This is a genomic window from Blautia fusiformis (assembly GCF_020686995.1).
GTDB lineage: Bacteria > Bacillota > Clostridia > Lachnospirales > Lachnospiraceae > Blautia_A > Blautia_A fusiformis.
In genome coordinates this window covers 51,654-66,456 of sequence record NZ_JAJEPT010000014.1, presented here as the reverse complement: position 1 = coordinate 66,456, position 14,803 = coordinate 51,654, and the positions used below count along the sequence as shown (strand labels likewise).

Genomic DNA, 14,803 nt, shown 5'->3' with positions numbered 1-14,803 from the left:
AAGACTTCAGCTTTTATGGAAAAATATGTAAATCATTGGATAAATGCCGTTTTTATATAGCGGGGAGAGAAAATTTGGTCTATACTATAAGTCGTCAAAGCAGAAATGCAGAAAGGATGAGACAAATGACAGAGACGAAACGCTTATATTATGAAGATGTATATAAAAAAGAATTTACAGCCAAAGTCCTGGAGTGCAGAGACGCCAAAAAAGGCTTTCATATCATTCTGGATGAGAGTGCTTTTTACCCGGAGGGCGGCGGACAGCCAAGCGATACCGGATATCTCAACGATGTGAAAGTAAAGGAAGTGCATGAAAAGGAGGGAGAACTTCTCCATTATACAGATCAGCCGATGGAAGCCGGAACAGAAGTACAGGGACGCATTGACTGGGCAAGAAGGTTTGATCTGATGCAGCAGCATTCCGGTGAGCACATGGTGAGCGGACTGATCCATGAGGCTTATGGATATGATAATGTAGGCTTTCATATGGGGAGCGATACCATTACCATAGATCTGAACGGCCCGTTGGATGAGGTACAGCTTGCCGAGATCGAGCGGAAAACAAACCAAAAGATATGGGAAGATACGCAGATAAAGATCATATATCCTACAGCGGAGGAACTGGAAAAAATCGACTACCGAAGCAAAAAAGAGCTTACCGGTCAGGTGCGGATCGTAGAATTTCCAGGGGTGGATATCTGTGCCTGCTGCGGAACTCATGTGACACATACCGGAGAGATCGGAATGGTGAAGCTCCTTTCCGTGGAAAAATTCCGTGAAGGTGTCCGTATTGAGATGATCTGCGGAAAACGTGTTCTGGATTATCTGAATATGATCAACGAGCAGAACCATCAGATTTCTGTAAAGCTTTCTGCAAAAATGGATAAGACTGCGCAGGCAGTGGAACGCCTTCAGGAAGAGAATTTCCGCTTGAAAGGACAGGTTGGTCAGCTGGTAGACGACATGTGCCGGAAAGAGGCAGAGCGTTATGCAGGAAGCGGAAGCGTTCTCATCTTTATGGATGGAATGGATGCAGACAGTGTGCGGAAGCTTGCAGATGCGGTGACGCAGACCTGCCAGGGCTGCTGTGCGGTTTTTTCCAGAAATGCAGATGGAAGCTATAAGTATGCAATGGGTGAAAAAGACGGAGATCTTCGCCGATTTACAAAGGAAATGAATGAGAAATTAAATGGACGCGGAGGCGGGAAGCCGTTTTTTGTACAGGGGTCGGTGCAGGCATCTGAGAAAGAGATCCGAAACTTTTTTGAGCAGTGATGAAAATGTTTGGAGAATGTCATGCACATATATTTCTCAATGGCTATGATTACCGGAAAGCCGTTGAGACACAGAAAAACGGACCCCGGGATGCTCTGATCCGTGCTCATCTTGAGGAATACCGGAAAAGAGGAATCCGTTTTGTGAGAGACGGAGGAGATCATTACGGTGTGTCAAAACGGGCTGCCAGACTGGCTCCGGAATATGAAATTGACTATCGCACACCGGTTTTTGCTATTTATAAAGAAGGCCATTATGGGAAGATCGTTGGAAAAAGCTTCTCAGACATGAAGGAATATCACAGAAGAGTTCTGGAAGCTGCCGCTGAAGGTGCGGATTTTATCAAGATCATGACTACAGGGCTTCTGGATTTTGCAGATCACGGGAAAATTACGGGAACGCCGCTTTCAGCAACGGATGTGAAAGAAATGGTACATATTGCTCATGAAGAGGGCTTTGCCGTGATGAGCCATACAAATGGATGCTATGGCGTACAGGCAGCAGTGGAGGCTGGTGTTGACAGTATTGAGCATGGAAACTATATGGATGATGAGACGATTTCCATACTGGCAGACAGTGAAAGCGTGTGGGTTCCGACACTTGTAACTGTGCGGAATCTTAAAGGCTGCGGAAGATTTGAAGATACGATCCTTGCATCTATTATAAAGACAGGCGAGCAGAATCTGAAGAAAGCTTTTGAAAATAAGGTTCATGTGGCAGTAGGAAGCGATGCCGGTGCATATCAGGTTCTTCACGGCCAGGGTGTACAGGATGAAAGCAGAGCTTTTTTTGATATACTGGGTGATACGCAGGCAGTACGAAGCTGGATGGAAGATGGAGAAAAAAGGATCCGTACCATCTTCCGTCACGGGTCTTCGAATTTAATACAGGTATAAATATTGGAGGTGCGTGATTTCGCAGGGTTGAAAGTAACCCGGAGATCGGCACCTTCTTCCATTCCGCTTGAGGAAAGGTCCGGAACGTTTTCACGGCTGCAGAGGATCTTTACGCCGTCGTATGTCTGGAGCAGCACGGTATTGGCGGTTGTGCCCAGGATCGTGCCGGTTACAGTAGAAGTAATGTTGCGTACTGAAAGTATGTCTGGATCCTCCCCGGTGATTCCCCGGATCTTCATGCCGCTGGTGGATTCACCATTAAATTTACCGGTATAGATAATGTTTACATAAGATCCAGGAGCCATTCCTCCTTTGAAATATACAGGAACGGAGGAAAGTGAAACAGTCAGTTCCGAGCCTGTGGTCTGCGGAATGACAGTCATTGTGCCGGTGCTGACATTTACGATCTTTGCACGGAGATGCTGCTCTTTTTTCTTCGGTTCGGGGGAAGGAGTAGGAGTTGCTGCAGGTACTTTCAGTGGATCCGTATCGGAGACACTGATCACTTTTGTGAAACTGCCGTCATACTGCTTGTCACCCACGAGGGTTTCGTTGATGAATTTACCGCGAAAATGGACATAGACCCACTTGCCGGCCTTGAAGCCTTTTTTGTAGTATTGTCTGACACCGGTGACAGGGAAGGTTACAGTATTTCCCTTTTCTGTGACTATCACAAGGGCATTGGAGGTGAGTGATTTCACTTTGCCCTTTAAAGTGCGGTCCTCCAGAGGAGTTTCATTATGATATTTGTCGGTTATTTTGATGGGGGAAATGGTGCTGATATCAGTTCCGGAAAGCTGTCCCTGGTAGATCACACTGACCTGATCACTGGATACAACGCCGTATTTGCATTCAAGTCTTGTCTGGGAAACATCAAATACATAGGTTTCTCCATTGCTGGAAATCGTCAGGTGTGTACCGTCAAAATCCAGCAGTGTGCCGGTAAGCTCATCCATATAAACACGTTCTTCCGTGGAAGGCTCCTGATCTTCCTGTTCTGTGGAATCTGAAGCAGTAACGTCTGAAATTTTATCCTGAAGAGAAATAATATGATCATCGATCTGATCATTGCTGCAGCCTCCCGCAAAAAGGGAAAGGCCGAGAATCATACATGCAGCAGACATTTTTTTCATTTGTGTCCTCCGACCCGGGATAACGGTCAGTCCTGTTTATCTGTAAGATCATGGTTTTTCAACGCCGGTATAAAGTTAAAAATCTGGCGGAAAGAATCCCATTGCTCACGGCTGTCGATTCCATGGTTGATCAGACCCGTGCATTCAGTACAGGCATTGGTATCCAGATAATTATCGTAATAAATATGATAGGGATTTTGGGTGTTTTTTTCCTGCGGATCGTTCATCGGATCAGTCTCCTTATCGATTGATAAGGATCAGTATATGAAGGCAGGAAAGATTTTATACATATTAAGGGTATTATAGCAAAAAGATTTTTTGATTTCTACAGGGATTTACGGAAAATCCATGCATTTACTGAAAACGTGTTCCTACAGGCTGAACACGGAACCAGTAGGTATAGAAATACTGAAATCCAAGAGAGCTGTAAAGCTTTTCTGCGGAAGCATTGTTTTTTACCACTTGAAGATAGGCGTGGCTGGCGCCTCTTTTTTTGCCCTCATTGAGAAGACCGGTACAGATCTGACGGGCATATCCTCTGCGGCGATAATCTTCACGCACATGAATGGCATAGATGCCGATGTAGTCGCGATCCAGGATTCCAAGACCCGTGGCAATGATCTCGCCGTTTTTTGTTATGGAAGCGCAGACAGTTTCCTTAAGAATGGCACGGTACATGGAAGGAACGACGCTTCGATGAATCGGATTTGTAGTTCTTTTCAGGTCAAAAAGGCTGTGAATCCAGAAATCCGGAATTTCATCGGAAAAAAGCACATCAGTGACAGGCGCATCCAGAACGGCACTATCCAGGTCTACAGTCATAACATTTGTTATGTGCTGAACGGAATAGCCCCTGTTTTCCAGCATATAGTCAAAATCCGGGGATACAAGGGGGCTGATCTTAAAGATCGCAGGAGTTCCCAGACGCTTATAGACCTGTTCGCAGTAGGGGATTTTTTCGCGCCATGGAAGTGTGGAGGTTCCGAACTGTTCCACACTGTTGGTCCTGTGCGTATAGAAATAAGAAAAACGTAAGATCCATCCGTCATAAAGTTCCATTTTATGGGAAGGCCATGCGTTCAGTGACATATCTTCGATTTTTTTGATCGTTGTTTCCATAGTATTACCTTTCTGATATGATCAATTTATAAAGTTTATCTGCCAGGATCTGATGCCCCTGTGGTGTGAGATGGATACCGTCAGAAGTTATTGATGCAGGCCCGGACCGTGCAGCTTCCTGATCCAGATCGTTCTGCAGCGGGAGAAAAACGGCTCCATGATCCTGACTGATCTTTTTAATATGCACGGACATCTGTGAAAGAAGGGGAGCCCAGGAAGCGTAGCAGCGTGGCCATGGAAAAACAAAGGGTTCCAGGAAATAGAGCTTTCGTTTCCGGGAGTTTGTGCAGGATAGCTTTTTTGCAAGGAGCTCATAACGGGTGACAAATTTGTTCATCAGATCCTGCTGTTGTGCAGATGAACGGCGGGTGTTCATCATGATCCCCACATCATTGATCCCGATCAGGACGGTAACAATATCCGGATCAGAGCTTTCCAGCCAGAAATCTGTGTTCTGAAGAAGCCGTTCCAGGGTGAAACCATCAATACCTCTGTTTTCAATGGAAAATCGGTGATCTGTGTTATGAAGCAGACAGGAGAGCTGCTTCACATATCCTTTTCCAAGAGGATCTGCGGAGAAAAGCCGTCCGCAATCTGTGATACTGTCTCCGAGACACAAAATGCGAGTCATCCAATTCCTTCTTTCTGTTATACCGGGCGGATAATTATCCGCAGTCGATTATTTTCGTATTGGTGCTTTGATAGTAGCACTTACACCAGCAGTGGTCAAGCGTACGAAATACCGGAAAATGGGTAAAAAACGAATAAACGTGAAAAACATGAAAATTTTTTAAAAAAATTAAAAAAAGTACTTGCATTTTGAAAGAAAGTGTTATATACTAACGAAGTCGGTTGAGGGAAACAACAAAAAACGAAATCAAACGGCAGAAACAAAAGAATATGGCCAGTTGGTCAAGGGGCTAAGACGCCGCCCTCTCACGGCGGAAACACGGGTTCGATTCCCGTACTGGCTATTAACTGAAAGCAATCAGAACATGTTTCTGGTTGCTTTTTTGTTTATGATCACAAATGGGGATTTTGGGAGGTTTTACTATGATCATTGATAATGTGTATGTTTTTACACCGGACAAAGCATTTGTAAAAGGCGGGATTATCCTGGATGGGGATAAGATCCGACAGGTTTATGAAGAAAAGGATGCGCCGCAGCTTAACGGGGATGTTCTGGACGGAAAAGGCTGCTACGCCATTCCGGGACTGATCGATCTGCATTTTCATGGATGCAAGGGAGATGATTTCTGCGACGGAGACAAGGCTGCGATCGGAAGGATCGCGGAATATGAGGCATCGGTAGGAGTTACAGCGATCGCGCCGGCTACTATGACTTTACCGGTAGAGGAACTGGAGCAGATCCTCCATACAGCAGCAGAATATAAAAAAGAAACAAAGGACTGCCGTAAGGCGGATTTTCTGGGGATCAATATGGAAGGGCCTTTTATCAGCCCGGCGAAAAAAGGGGCACAGGACGCGAGGAATATCCTGCCATGTAATGTGGAAATCTGTGACCGTTTTTTAAAGGCCTCGGAAGGTCTGGTAAAATTTATAGGGATTGCACCTGAAGAAAGTGAGCATGCAGCAGAATTTATCCGAGAAGTTCATGAAAGGGTCAATGTTTCTCTGGCACATACCAATGCAGATTACGATACAGCAATGGAAGCATGCAGAGCAGGGGCAAACCATGCAGTCCATCTGTATAACGCAATGCCTACGTTTACGCATCGTGCACCAGGTGTCGTAGGTGCTGTTTTTGATAGTAAGGATGTTATGGCAGAGATCATCTGTGACGGGATCCATATCCATCCGTCTGTTGTTCGAGCTACCTTTCAGATGATGGGAGCTGACAGGATGATCCTGATCAGCGACAGTATGAGAGCTACCGGTATGCCGGACGGTCAGTATACACTGGGCGGACTGGATGTTAAGGTTGTGGGAAGACTTGCCACGCTGGTATCTGACGGTGCGATCGCAGGATCTGCCACAAATCTGATGGACTGTATGCGTACAGTTGTTAAAAAGATGGAGCTTCCGCTGGAAACAGCCGTGGCCTGCGCGACCATAAATCCGGCCAGAAGCCTTGGTGTGGAAGAACAGTACGGATCTCTGGAAGCAGGTAAAAAAGCTCATGTGGTACTGCTGGATCAGGATCTGGAACTGAAAGCAGTGATCAAGGACGGAGTAAAGATTCGATAGGATCATAGAAGATAAAACGATAAAAAATAAAAAGAATTTCAGGAGCAGATGACAGCAAAATTCGTGTCAGAATTTGTCGAACGAAAATGCTGGACAAAATGCTCCTGAAATTCTATAATTAATTTCACCAGAGATCTTCTGGTATCGATCACCGCCAGGTCAGGCGGGAAATCCCATTTTTATCATAACTGAATAAACATATATTTTAAGAAGGAAAGGGGGCGTGTATGTTTCTTTATGGAGAATTATCCGTGGTGATATCTGCGATGGCGGTCTGGATGGATCTTAAAGATGCATCTGTAGACAATGGATGGATCCTTTTTTCTTTTATGATCGGTTTCCTGATCCAGATCACAGAAAACGGGCCGAAAGGTGGAGTGATCTTTCTGGCAGGAGTGGCCGTGCCGGTGCTTCTTTTGGGAATCCTTTTTATATTCCATATGATCGGCGCCGGAGATATCAAGCTTCTGTGCGCACTTGGCGGGATCATGGGGCCGCGGACAGTTATGGAATGTATTGTTTATTCTTTGCTTGCAGGTGCAGGCATTTCTCTGGCAATTCTTATTTCTACAGGCGGTATCCGCCGACGATTCCTTTATTTATATCAGTATATGAATGAGTTTTACTGTACCGGTGAGATACGTCCTTATTACAGAAAGGGGATGAGCTTTCCGGAGAACTTTCATTTTACGGTACCCATATTTTTGAGTGCGGTGCTTTATGCAGGAGGTGTGTATTGAAGAAAAACATATTTGCGGTCTGTGATCTGGAGGTGGATTATGCTTTCAATTTTATGGATTATCTGAACCAGAAAAAGAATCTTCCGTTTGAGATCCAGGCATTTACCACGGCGGAAAGTCTCATTGCCTACGGAAAAGAAAATCATATTGAGTTGCTGCTGATTTCCGATAAAGCAATGCGAAAAGAAGTCCGTGACCTTGGTATCGGAAAGATCATCATTCTTTCAGAGGGTGTGCATCCTCCGGAACTGGATCAGTATTCAAGTGTGTATAAATATCAATCTTCCTCAGATGTGATAAGGGAGGTGATGGCCTGCTATGGAGAAGAGAAGTCTCTTGATCCGGTAACTTTTCCTGTGTTGAAAAAGACAATGGAGATCATCGGTGTTTTTTCTCCTCTTGGCAGGTGTCTGAAGACATCCTTTGCACTTGCGCTGGGACAGATACTGGCGAAAGAACGTGCCGTTCTTTATCTGAATCTGGAATCCTATTCTGGTTTTGAAGAACTTCTTGGGAAAAAATTTCCGGCTAATCTGAGTGATCTGTTTTATTATGTTCGCCAGGGAAATGAAAACCTGATCCATAGAATGAACGGAATGATCCAGACAGTAAACAATCTGGATTTTATACCGCCTGTAAGAACACCTTCAGATATCCGGACCGTGGACTGGGAAGACTGGGAGCGGCTGTTGCAGGAGATCGTACTTCACAGTTCCTATGAAGTGCTGATCCTGGATATGGGAGAAAATGGAGATGAGGATTTCCGGCTTCTGGAAATGTGCAGAAAAATCTATATGCCGGTTTTGAATGACACACTTTCTGTCTGTAAGGTGACACAATTCGAAAATCTTCTGCGTATCTGGAATAAAGAAAAGATCCTGGAAAAAACAGAAAAGGTGCATCTGCCCTTTCATATGGATAGGATCTCTTCTGACGCTTACGTAGAACAGCTGGTCTGGAGTGAACTGGGAGATTATATCCGTGAACTTTTGAGAAAGGAGCGGTCATGAACAGAGAAAAATTCCGGAAAATGTATGATCTGCTCATGGAACAGCTGGATGTTTCCAGAGAGCTGTCCGATGATGAGATCCTGGGGGTGATCGATGAACTGATATTAACTCAGGCAAGGGAACTGTTTCTTTCACTGAAGGAGAAAGTAGAGCTCAGACAGGAGCTGTTCTGTTCTGTGCGCAAGCTGGATGTTCTGCAGGAACTGATCGATGATGAAAGTGTTACGGAGATCATGGTAAATGGTCCGGATCATATTTTTGTGGAACGTGGAGGAAAACTGACCAGATGGAATAAGGTCTTCACGTCAGAAGAGAAGCTGGAGGATGTGATCCAGCAGATCGTAGGGCGCTGTAACCGGGTTGTCAACGAGTCCATGCCCATTGTAGATGCAAGGCTGGAAAACGGAGCACGTGTGAATGCAGTGGTTTATCCGGTTGCTCTGAATGGTCCGATCCTGACGATCCGTCGTTTTCCGGATGATCCTATCACAATGGAAAAACTGATCGCTTTTGGAAGCATCACCGAAGAATGTGCACAGTTTTTAAAAAAACTTGTTCAGGCAAGATATTCTATTGTGATCGGTGGAGGTACAGGCAGTGGAAAAACAACATTCCTTGGAGCTGTTACAGAATATATTCCAAAAGATGAGCGCCTGATCACCATTGAAGATAATGCGGAGCTTAAGATCCGGGGAATTGATAACCTGGTATGTCTGGAGGCAAAAATGGCCAATATGGCGGGCGCGGTGTCAGTAACGATCCGAGATCTGATCCGGTCAGCCCTTCGAATGAGGCCGGATAGGATAATTGTAGGGGAAGTTCGTGGAGGAGAGGCAGTGGATATGCTGCAGAGCCTGAATACGGGACATGATGGAAGCCTTTCAACACTTCATGCAAACAGCAGTCAGGATATGCTTTCCAGAATTGAAACGATGACATTGATGGGGATCGATCTTCCCCTGGAAGCGATCCGAAGGCAGATCGCTTCCGGGGTAGACATTCTGGTACATCTCGGGCGTATGCGGGATAAAAGCAGAAAGCTGCTGGAAATCACAGAAGTATGTGGATTTGAAAACGGAGAGATCCAGACCAGGCCGCTGTATCGCTGGGAAGAAGGAAAGGGACTTGTAAAAACCGGAGAACTTTTGCATTGTGAAAAAATGAAACGGGCAGGAATCAGACTATGAAAGAGCGGAAAGGAAAGAATCAGAAATGGAGATCTACGAGGAAAGATTACAGGATGTATCATTTTACGGGGAAGGAGACTGCAAAGTATCTTCTGGAGGGAGCTGCCGTATGCGCTGCAGCCGACTATCTGTTTTATCAGAGCCTTCCTGTGTTGCTGTTTATGCTTCCAATACCAGTGCTTTTTCTGAAAATGCAGAGGAAAAAATGCACTGCACGGCAGCAGAGGGAGCTGAATTACCAGTTCCGGGATGCTCTGACGGCCATGAATGTGGCGGTACAGGCCGGCTATTCCGCGGAGAATGCGGTGCGTGCCAGTGTAAAGGATCTGGGGAGACTTTATGAAAAGGGAAGTGATATCCTGGATGAATTTCGGTATATCGAAAGCCAGCTGCGTCTGAGTGTTCCGGTGGAAGAGCTGTTCCTGGATCTGGGAAAACGCAGCGGAGTGGAAGATATTGAAAATTTCGCAGCAGTATTTTATACAGCAAAAAGAACAGGCGGGGATATGACGCAGGTGATCCAGAAAGTAGCCAGAATGCTTAGTGATAAGATCGAGGTAAAAAAAGAGATCGAGGCAACGCTGGCCGCAAAGAAATCGGAACAGATGGTTATGAGTATCATGCCGGCCGGTATCATCTGCTATCTGAAACTGACTTCGCCGGGATTTTTGGATGTACTTTATGGGAATCCTTTCGGAATCTGTGCCATGACAGTTTGCATGGTGATCTATGGCTTGTCTTACTGGCTGGGTGTGAAGATTGTAGACATAGAAGTGTAGGTGAGGATAATGTGGATACATATTTTGATATTTATGGTGATCCTTGGGGTGTTTCTGGCAGGAAAAATGGGGCGGCTGCCTCCGGAAGCCGGAAATCCGGAAGAAAAGAAACTGTTTATACGGATAGCGCTTACCGGAAATATCATCGGTATGCTCCTGACATTTCAAAGTGGCGGAGATAAGGTTTATTCATCCGGATACCGTATGGAAAAAGAGGAGACAGGTGCTTATGAAGAGAAATTCAAAGTATCTGTAGACGGAGAAGAAGCCGGTTCCCTGTATGTGCAGGTGCCGGAAAAAGAAACAGAAGGATCCGAAGAAGAACCGGAAACAGAACTTAGCGAAGAACAGCAGCGCGAGAAAGAGTTGCAGGACATGATCGTACAATATAATCAGAAAAAAAACGATCCACAGTACTATTATCTTCCAGATGAATGGAATGGAAAACATCTTGAATGGGAGCAGCCAAAAGACAAAACAGGAAACCTGCTTTCAGCTCTTGGTCTGGCAGCAGCGGCAGCAGCTGTCATTGCAAAAAAACGGGAAGCACAGAATGCTCAGATAAAAAGAAGAGAACAGATGCTGATGGATTATCCAGGACTGATCATGAAATTTACCCTTTTGGTGCAGGCAGGCTTAACTGCCAGAAAAGCGTTCCAGAAAATAGCACTGGATTACGGAAAGAGAGAAGATGGTAAAAAACGTGAGGCTTACGAAGAAATCCGAGTAGCCTGTTATGAGATGGACAGTGGGATTTCCGAAGCAGAGGCTTACCGGAGATTTGGAGAACGGTGCGGACAGGTAAAGTATAAAACTCTGTCAACACTACTGATCCAGAACCTCCAGAAAGGAAGCAGGTATCTGGCCGATCTGCTGGAAAAGGAATCCGTGGAAGCCTGGGAGGAGCGAAAAAGAAAAGCAAGAGTGCTGGGAGATACAGCAGCAACAAAACTGCTTCTTCCGATGGTCTTGATGCTCCTGGTGGTGATGGCGGTGATCATGCTTCCGGCATGCCTTTCCTTTTACGGAGGGTAGGACTGGAGAACAGAGAAAGGAAATGTGAGGTGACAAATGAAAATATGTGGAAGTATGTAAAAGAATTTGCGATGGAAGAGGATGCGGTGGGTGTTGTGGAGATCATCCTGATTCTGGTGGTTCTGATCAGTCTGGTCATCATCTTTAAGGAACAGCTTACAGCACTTGTTAAAAAAATCCTTACAAAAATCACAAAACAAAGCAACACGATCTGAAAATGAGAAAAAACGGTGATATCTGCTGATATTTCCGTTTTGGAAAGGAGAGGTACCCCTTGGCAGGAAATGTGAAAAAAGGCAGCATTACGATCTTTCTGGCTCTGATCTTGAGCCTGGTTCTTTCTCTTGTGTGTGCCAGCATTGAATCTGTACGCATGGCAGCTGCCAGGACACAGATACTTAACAGTATGGATATTGGCTTATATTCCTTATTTGGACAGTATGACCGAACGCTTTTGGAAGATTATGAGCTGTTTGCACTGTATGCAGGTGGAAAAGAAGAACTGGATATGGCTTCTGTATATGATGATTTTCAGACTTATATGAAACCTGTATTGAAACAGAACAGTCAGAAACTGGAGCTTCTCCAGGGCGGATTCAATGGTTATCAGCTTCTGAGCGACGGAAAAGGCGAGATTTTTTACCAGCAGGCTGTTCAGTATATGCGTGAAACTCTGGGAAGCCAGGGGGTACAGACTCTTCTCGGAAAACTGAAGGATCAGGAAAAGAAGACAGAGGACGCAGAGAAAAAAGGAGAACAGGCAGAAAATAAAGGAACGTTGGATTCCTATGATTCTGCTATTACGGACGCCGCGCAGAAGAGCGAAGAAGCAAAAAAAGAACAGGAACAACAAAAAAACCAGGGAGATTTTTCGGATGCAGGAAATGGGGATGATTTTACCGGCGGTGTTGATGAAAGCGTGGAAAATCCTATTCCGATCATCAGAAGAGTCCGTAAAATGGGACTTCTTGATCTGGTAGTACCATCCGAACGGGGAATATCGGATGCGTTTACAGACAGAAAAAGCCTTACATCCGGAAGAAAGCTCCAGACAGGACTAATGTTGGATACGGATATACGATCCGATAATTCGTATACGTCCGGAATATTGTTTGGACAGTATCTGCTAAAGAAACTGGGAAATTATCGAAGACCGGCAGCGGCGGGGTTGAATTATCAGGTGGAATATATTCTTGGAGGGAAGAACAGTGATCGGGAAAATCTGAAGTCCGTGGCAGGAAAACTTCTGGTGATCCGTCAGGGGGTTAACATGGCGTATCTGCTTTCAGATAGTGGAAAACGGATACAGGTCGAAACACTGGCGCTGGCGATTGCATCAGGTTTTCTGATCCCACCGGCGGCAGCAGTGATCGAAGCGGCACTGATCTTTTGCTGGGCATTTGCGGAGAGTATTCTGGATGTCCGGGAACTTTTTGCAGGAGGACATGTACCTCTTATAAAAAACTCCTCAGACTGGCAGCTGTCTTTGAGTAATCTGCCCAATATCCTGGACAAACTGGATTCTTCAAGAAAGGATGCAGGGAATGGAATGTCTTATGAGGATTATCTTCAGGTTCTGCTTATGGCGAAAGGAAAACAGGATAAAATTCTGAGAGGAATGGACATGATCGAGTGCTCTGTACGTGAAAAGGGAAAAAGACCGGGTTTTCAGATGGATCACTGCATCACTGCCATGGAAGCGTCTGCAGATGTAAAAGCAAACAGACGGAAAATATTTACAGTTACACGTCAGTATGCGTATGAATAGAAAGAGAGGTGTACAGGGATGCTTTTTCAGAAAGAAAAAGAAGATAAAAATCAGATAAACAGACTGGATCAAAAAAGAGAAAGGCGCTCTCGAAGAGCTTTTTTCCTGCTTTCCCCGATAAGCCGGAAAACGCTTTCTGGAAAAGTATCCCTGTGCACCTTTCTGAAAAAAGCAAGTCTCACTCTGGAGACTGCGATGGCTTTGCCGCTGTTTTTTTTCGGAGTGCTCACGCTGCTTTCTTTTATGGATATTTACAAGGTACAGACGGAGCATCTGACTGGCTTGTGCCAGAAAGCAAAGGAAGCAGGTATGTATGCGTATGGTGCCGGCGGTTCAGGTACAGAAACGATCACATTGCCGGACGTATATTCCTATCAGCCCATAGGCGGTCTGATCCCGCTTCCTAAAATATGGTTCCATAATACGGTAAAGGTTCATACGTGGAATGGTGTGATATACGAAAATGGAAAGGATACAGTGGAAAGCCAGCCTATGGTGTATGTGACAGAATCAGGAAGTGTGTATCACAGAAAACTGGGGTGCAGTTATCTGAATCTGTCTGTTCAGCAGATATCAGGCTCTTCGGTTAAAGCTTTAAAAAATGCATATGGAGAAAAGTATCAGGCCTGTGAGCTGTGCAGTCGTGGGCAGGAACCGGCCGGAGTGGTATATATCACAAAAAAGAGTAACCGTTTTCATAACAGGGAAAGCTGCAGCGCATTGAAACGATCTGTACGGATGGTGAAAGAAACTGAGGTTTCCGGTGAAATGAGTGCCTGCGGACGATGTGGCTGAAGGGAGAGATCATGAGCAGTGTAAAAATTTGCATGACTGTACTTCTTGTAATTAATACCTGGACAGATATCCGAAAAAAAGAAATCTGTTTACCGGTGCTCTTTATATTCCTGACAGGCGGGATCCTGTGGCGGATCAGGCAGGGGCTTCTCTGGCCGGCAGGGATTATTTCCATGGGAATCGGAGTATTTATAATTTTGACCGCTTTGATCAGCGGAGGAATGGTCGGATTTGGAGACGGATTGTTGATACTGACAATGGGCTCTGTGCTGGGAGCCGGAGAACTGGCAGGGATCCTCTGTGGTGCATTATTGTTGTGCGGAATCTACTCAGGCATTGAGTATCTTATGCTAAAAAAGAGTCGAAGTGAGGAAATTCCTTTTGTACCGTTTCTGCTGATCGGATATTTGGGAGGGATATTTTTGTGAGAAAAATAAAAAAGGGGAGCTTTACAATAGAAGCTGCATTGCTCATGCCTCTGGTGCTTATGATACTGATCGGAGTGCTGTATCTGGATTTTTTTGTACATGACAGAGCATATCTCACTGCGGCAGCTTATGAGGCAGCAGTCAGCGGCAGTATGGAAGGATATAAAAAGAAAGGGAACATATATGAAAAGGCGGATATACAGGGAAGAATGCTGGGAGATATCGGGCTTCCGGGAGGAGAGAATCTGAGCATGCAGACAAATGCAGGAAAAACTGTGAAAGTAACTTACAGACTGGAAGTACCTGCCGGGTTCCTGGGGCAGAAATGGAAGCTGGAAGTCAGTGGTAAGGCAAAGCCTCTGCGGCCTGTGGGATGGATTCGCAAGGTAAAAGGAACTGTGGATATGCTGGGAGAGGTGACGCCATAA

The 14,803-nt window shown here is 45.3% G+C and carries 17 protein-coding genes and 1 tRNA gene; 14 read left to right on the top strand and 4 right to left on the bottom strand.

Annotation, left to right across the window (positions count from 1 at the left end; all coding sequences use genetic code 11):
- Nucleotides 1-125: 125 nt before the first annotated feature.
- Both LKD46_RS12465 and LKD46_RS12460 read left to right on the top strand, forming a co-directional pair.
- Nucleotides 126-1,277: an alanyl-tRNA editing protein gene (locus LKD46_RS12465; RefSeq protein WP_227574185.1), complete on the top strand. Its 1,152-nt coding sequence runs from the start codon at nucleotides 126-128 to the stop codon at nucleotides 1,275-1,277.
- A 5-nt stretch (nucleotides 1,278-1,282) separates the two neighbouring features.
- The gene (locus tag LKD46_RS12460; protein ID WP_138276648.1) at nucleotides 1,283-2,173 is read left to right on the top strand and encodes an amidohydrolase family protein; all 891 of its coding nucleotides are present in this window, start codon (nucleotides 1,283-1,285) and stop codon (nucleotides 2,171-2,173) included.
- Here LKD46_RS12460 and LKD46_RS12455 read toward each other — a convergent pair.
- From LKD46_RS12455 to LKD46_RS12440, 4 genes are all read right to left on the bottom strand, one after another.
- The gene (locus tag LKD46_RS12455) at nucleotides 2,143-3,306 is read right to left on the bottom strand and encodes a hypothetical protein (protein ID WP_227574184.1); all 1,164 of its coding nucleotides are present in this window, start codon (nucleotides 3,304-3,306) and stop codon (nucleotides 2,143-2,145) included. The genes LKD46_RS12460 and LKD46_RS12455 overlap by 31 nt on opposite strands.
- A gap of 26 nt (nucleotides 3,307-3,332) precedes the next feature.
- Nucleotides 3,333-3,533 carry a hypothetical protein gene (locus LKD46_RS12450; protein WP_118368474.1) on the bottom strand — a complete coding sequence of 67 codons (201 nt, stop codon included), beginning with the start codon at nucleotides 3,531-3,533 and terminating at the stop codon, nucleotides 3,333-3,335.
- A gap of 127 nt (nucleotides 3,534-3,660) precedes the next feature.
- A complete protein-coding gene (locus LKD46_RS12445) occupies nucleotides 3,661-4,425 on the bottom strand; it encodes a GNAT family N-acetyltransferase (protein WP_118514048.1) in 765 nt (254 codons plus the stop codon).
- A gap of 4 nt (nucleotides 4,426-4,429) precedes the next feature.
- Nucleotides 4,430-5,056, bottom strand: coding sequence for an SGNH/GDSL hydrolase family protein (locus tag LKD46_RS12440; protein WP_021652827.1), 627 nt, complete (start codon nucleotides 5,054-5,056; stop codon nucleotides 4,430-4,432).
- A 271-nt stretch (nucleotides 5,057-5,327) separates the two neighbouring features.
- Here LKD46_RS12440 and LKD46_RS12435 point away from each other — a divergent pair.
- The 12 genes from LKD46_RS12435 (at nucleotide 5,328) to LKD46_RS12380 (ending at nucleotide 14,803) form a co-directional block, all read left to right on the top strand.
- Nucleotides 5,328-5,399 (top strand) — tRNA-Glu (locus LKD46_RS12435).
- A gap of 79 nt (nucleotides 5,400-5,478) precedes the next feature.
- Nucleotides 5,479-6,633, top strand: a complete 1,155-nt coding sequence (gene nagA / locus LKD46_RS12430) for an N-acetylglucosamine-6-phosphate deacetylase (RefSeq protein ID WP_015525592.1) — start codon at nucleotides 5,479-5,481, stop codon at nucleotides 6,631-6,633.
- Nucleotides 6,634-6,860: 227 nt separating this feature from the next.
- Complete coding sequence (locus LKD46_RS12425) at nucleotides 6,861-7,373, top strand: prepilin peptidase (protein WP_021652829.1); 513 nt, start codon at nucleotides 6,861-6,863, stop codon at nucleotides 7,371-7,373.
- Complete coding sequence (locus LKD46_RS12420; protein ID WP_021652830.1) at nucleotides 7,370-8,383, top strand: P-loop NTPase family protein; 1,014 nt, start codon at nucleotides 7,370-7,372, stop codon at nucleotides 8,381-8,383. Before LKD46_RS12425 ends, LKD46_RS12420 begins: the two co-directional genes overlap by 4 nt.
- Complete coding sequence (locus LKD46_RS12415) at nucleotides 8,380-9,570, top strand: TadA family conjugal transfer-associated ATPase (RefSeq protein WP_059086210.1); 1,191 nt, start codon at nucleotides 8,380-8,382, stop codon at nucleotides 9,568-9,570. Before LKD46_RS12420 ends, LKD46_RS12415 begins: the two co-directional genes overlap by 4 nt.
- A complete protein-coding gene (locus tag LKD46_RS12410) occupies nucleotides 9,567-10,349 on the top strand; it encodes a type II secretion system F family protein (RefSeq protein WP_021652832.1) in 783 nt (260 codons plus the stop codon). The genes LKD46_RS12415 and LKD46_RS12410 overlap by 4 nt, the downstream gene beginning before the upstream one ends.
- A 9-nt stretch (nucleotides 10,350-10,358) precedes the next feature.
- Nucleotides 10,359-11,384 carry a type II secretion system F family protein gene (locus tag LKD46_RS12405; protein WP_059086209.1) on the top strand — a complete coding sequence of 342 codons (1,026 nt, stop codon included), beginning with the start codon at nucleotides 10,359-10,361 and terminating at the stop codon, nucleotides 11,382-11,384.
- A 44-nt stretch (nucleotides 11,385-11,428) separates the two neighbouring features.
- Nucleotides 11,429-11,599, top strand: a complete 171-nt coding sequence (locus LKD46_RS12400; protein WP_044962312.1) for a Flp1 family type IVb pilin — start codon at nucleotides 11,429-11,431, stop codon at nucleotides 11,597-11,599.
- Between the two features lie 59 nt (nucleotides 11,600-11,658).
- Nucleotides 11,659-13,152, top strand: coding sequence for a DUF5702 domain-containing protein (locus tag LKD46_RS12395; protein WP_202031280.1), 1,494 nt, complete (start codon nucleotides 11,659-11,661; stop codon nucleotides 13,150-13,152).
- 18 nt (nucleotides 13,153-13,170) lie between these two features.
- The gene (locus tag LKD46_RS12390; RefSeq protein WP_110102753.1) at nucleotides 13,171-13,947 is read left to right on the top strand and encodes a hypothetical protein; all 777 of its coding nucleotides are present in this window, start codon (nucleotides 13,171-13,173) and stop codon (nucleotides 13,945-13,947) included.
- Nucleotides 13,948-13,958: 11 nt separating this feature from the next.
- Nucleotides 13,959-14,375, top strand: coding sequence for a prepilin peptidase (locus tag LKD46_RS12385; RefSeq protein ID WP_146207138.1), 417 nt, complete (start codon nucleotides 13,959-13,961; stop codon nucleotides 14,373-14,375).
- Nucleotides 14,372-14,803, top strand: a complete 432-nt coding sequence (locus LKD46_RS12380) for a TadE family protein (RefSeq protein ID WP_021652838.1) — start codon at nucleotides 14,372-14,374, stop codon at nucleotides 14,801-14,803. The genes LKD46_RS12385 and LKD46_RS12380 overlap by 4 nt, the downstream gene beginning before the upstream one ends.

Coding starts and splice junctions, on each gene's coding strand:
- LKD46_RS12440 (WP_021652827.1), bottom strand. CDS start 5,056: ATGACTCGCATTTTGTGTCTCGGAGACAGTATCACAGATTGCGGACGG.
- LKD46_RS12455 (WP_227574184.1), bottom strand. CDS start 3,306: ATGAAAAAAATGTCTGCTGCATGTATGATTCTCGGCCTTTCCCTTTTT.
- LKD46_RS12400 (WP_044962312.1), top strand. CDS start 11,429: ATGTGGAAGTATGTAAAAGAATTTGCGATGGAAGAGGATGCGGTGGGT.
- LKD46_RS12390 (WP_110102753.1), top strand. CDS start 13,171: ATGCTTTTTCAGAAAGAAAAAGAAGATAAAAATCAGATAAACAGACTG.
- nagA (WP_015525592.1), top strand. CDS start 5,479: ATGATCATTGATAATGTGTATGTTTTTACACCGGACAAAGCATTTGTA.
- LKD46_RS12425 (WP_021652829.1), top strand. CDS start 6,861: ATGTTTCTTTATGGAGAATTATCCGTGGTGATATCTGCGATGGCGGTC.
- LKD46_RS12415 (WP_059086210.1), top strand. CDS start 8,380: ATGAACAGAGAAAAATTCCGGAAAATGTATGATCTGCTCATGGAACAG.
- LKD46_RS12450 (WP_118368474.1), bottom strand. CDS start 3,533: ATGAACGATCCGCAGGAAAAAAACACCCAAAATCCCTATCATATTTAT.
- LKD46_RS12445 (WP_118514048.1), bottom strand. CDS start 4,425: ATGGAAACAACGATCAAAAAAATCGAAGATATGTCACTGAACGCATGG.
- LKD46_RS12405 (WP_059086209.1), top strand. CDS start 10,359: ATGTGGATACATATTTTGATATTTATGGTGATCCTTGGGGTGTTTCTG.
- LKD46_RS12410 (WP_021652832.1), top strand. CDS start 9,567: ATGAAAGAGCGGAAAGGAAAGAATCAGAAATGGAGATCTACGAGGAAA.
- LKD46_RS12465 (WP_227574185.1), top strand. CDS start 126: ATGACAGAGACGAAACGCTTATATTATGAAGATGTATATAAAAAAGAA.
- LKD46_RS12460 (WP_138276648.1), top strand. CDS start 1,283: ATGTTTGGAGAATGTCATGCACATATATTTCTCAATGGCTATGATTAC.
- LKD46_RS12385 (WP_146207138.1), top strand. CDS start 13,959: ATGAGCAGTGTAAAAATTTGCATGACTGTACTTCTTGTAATTAATACC.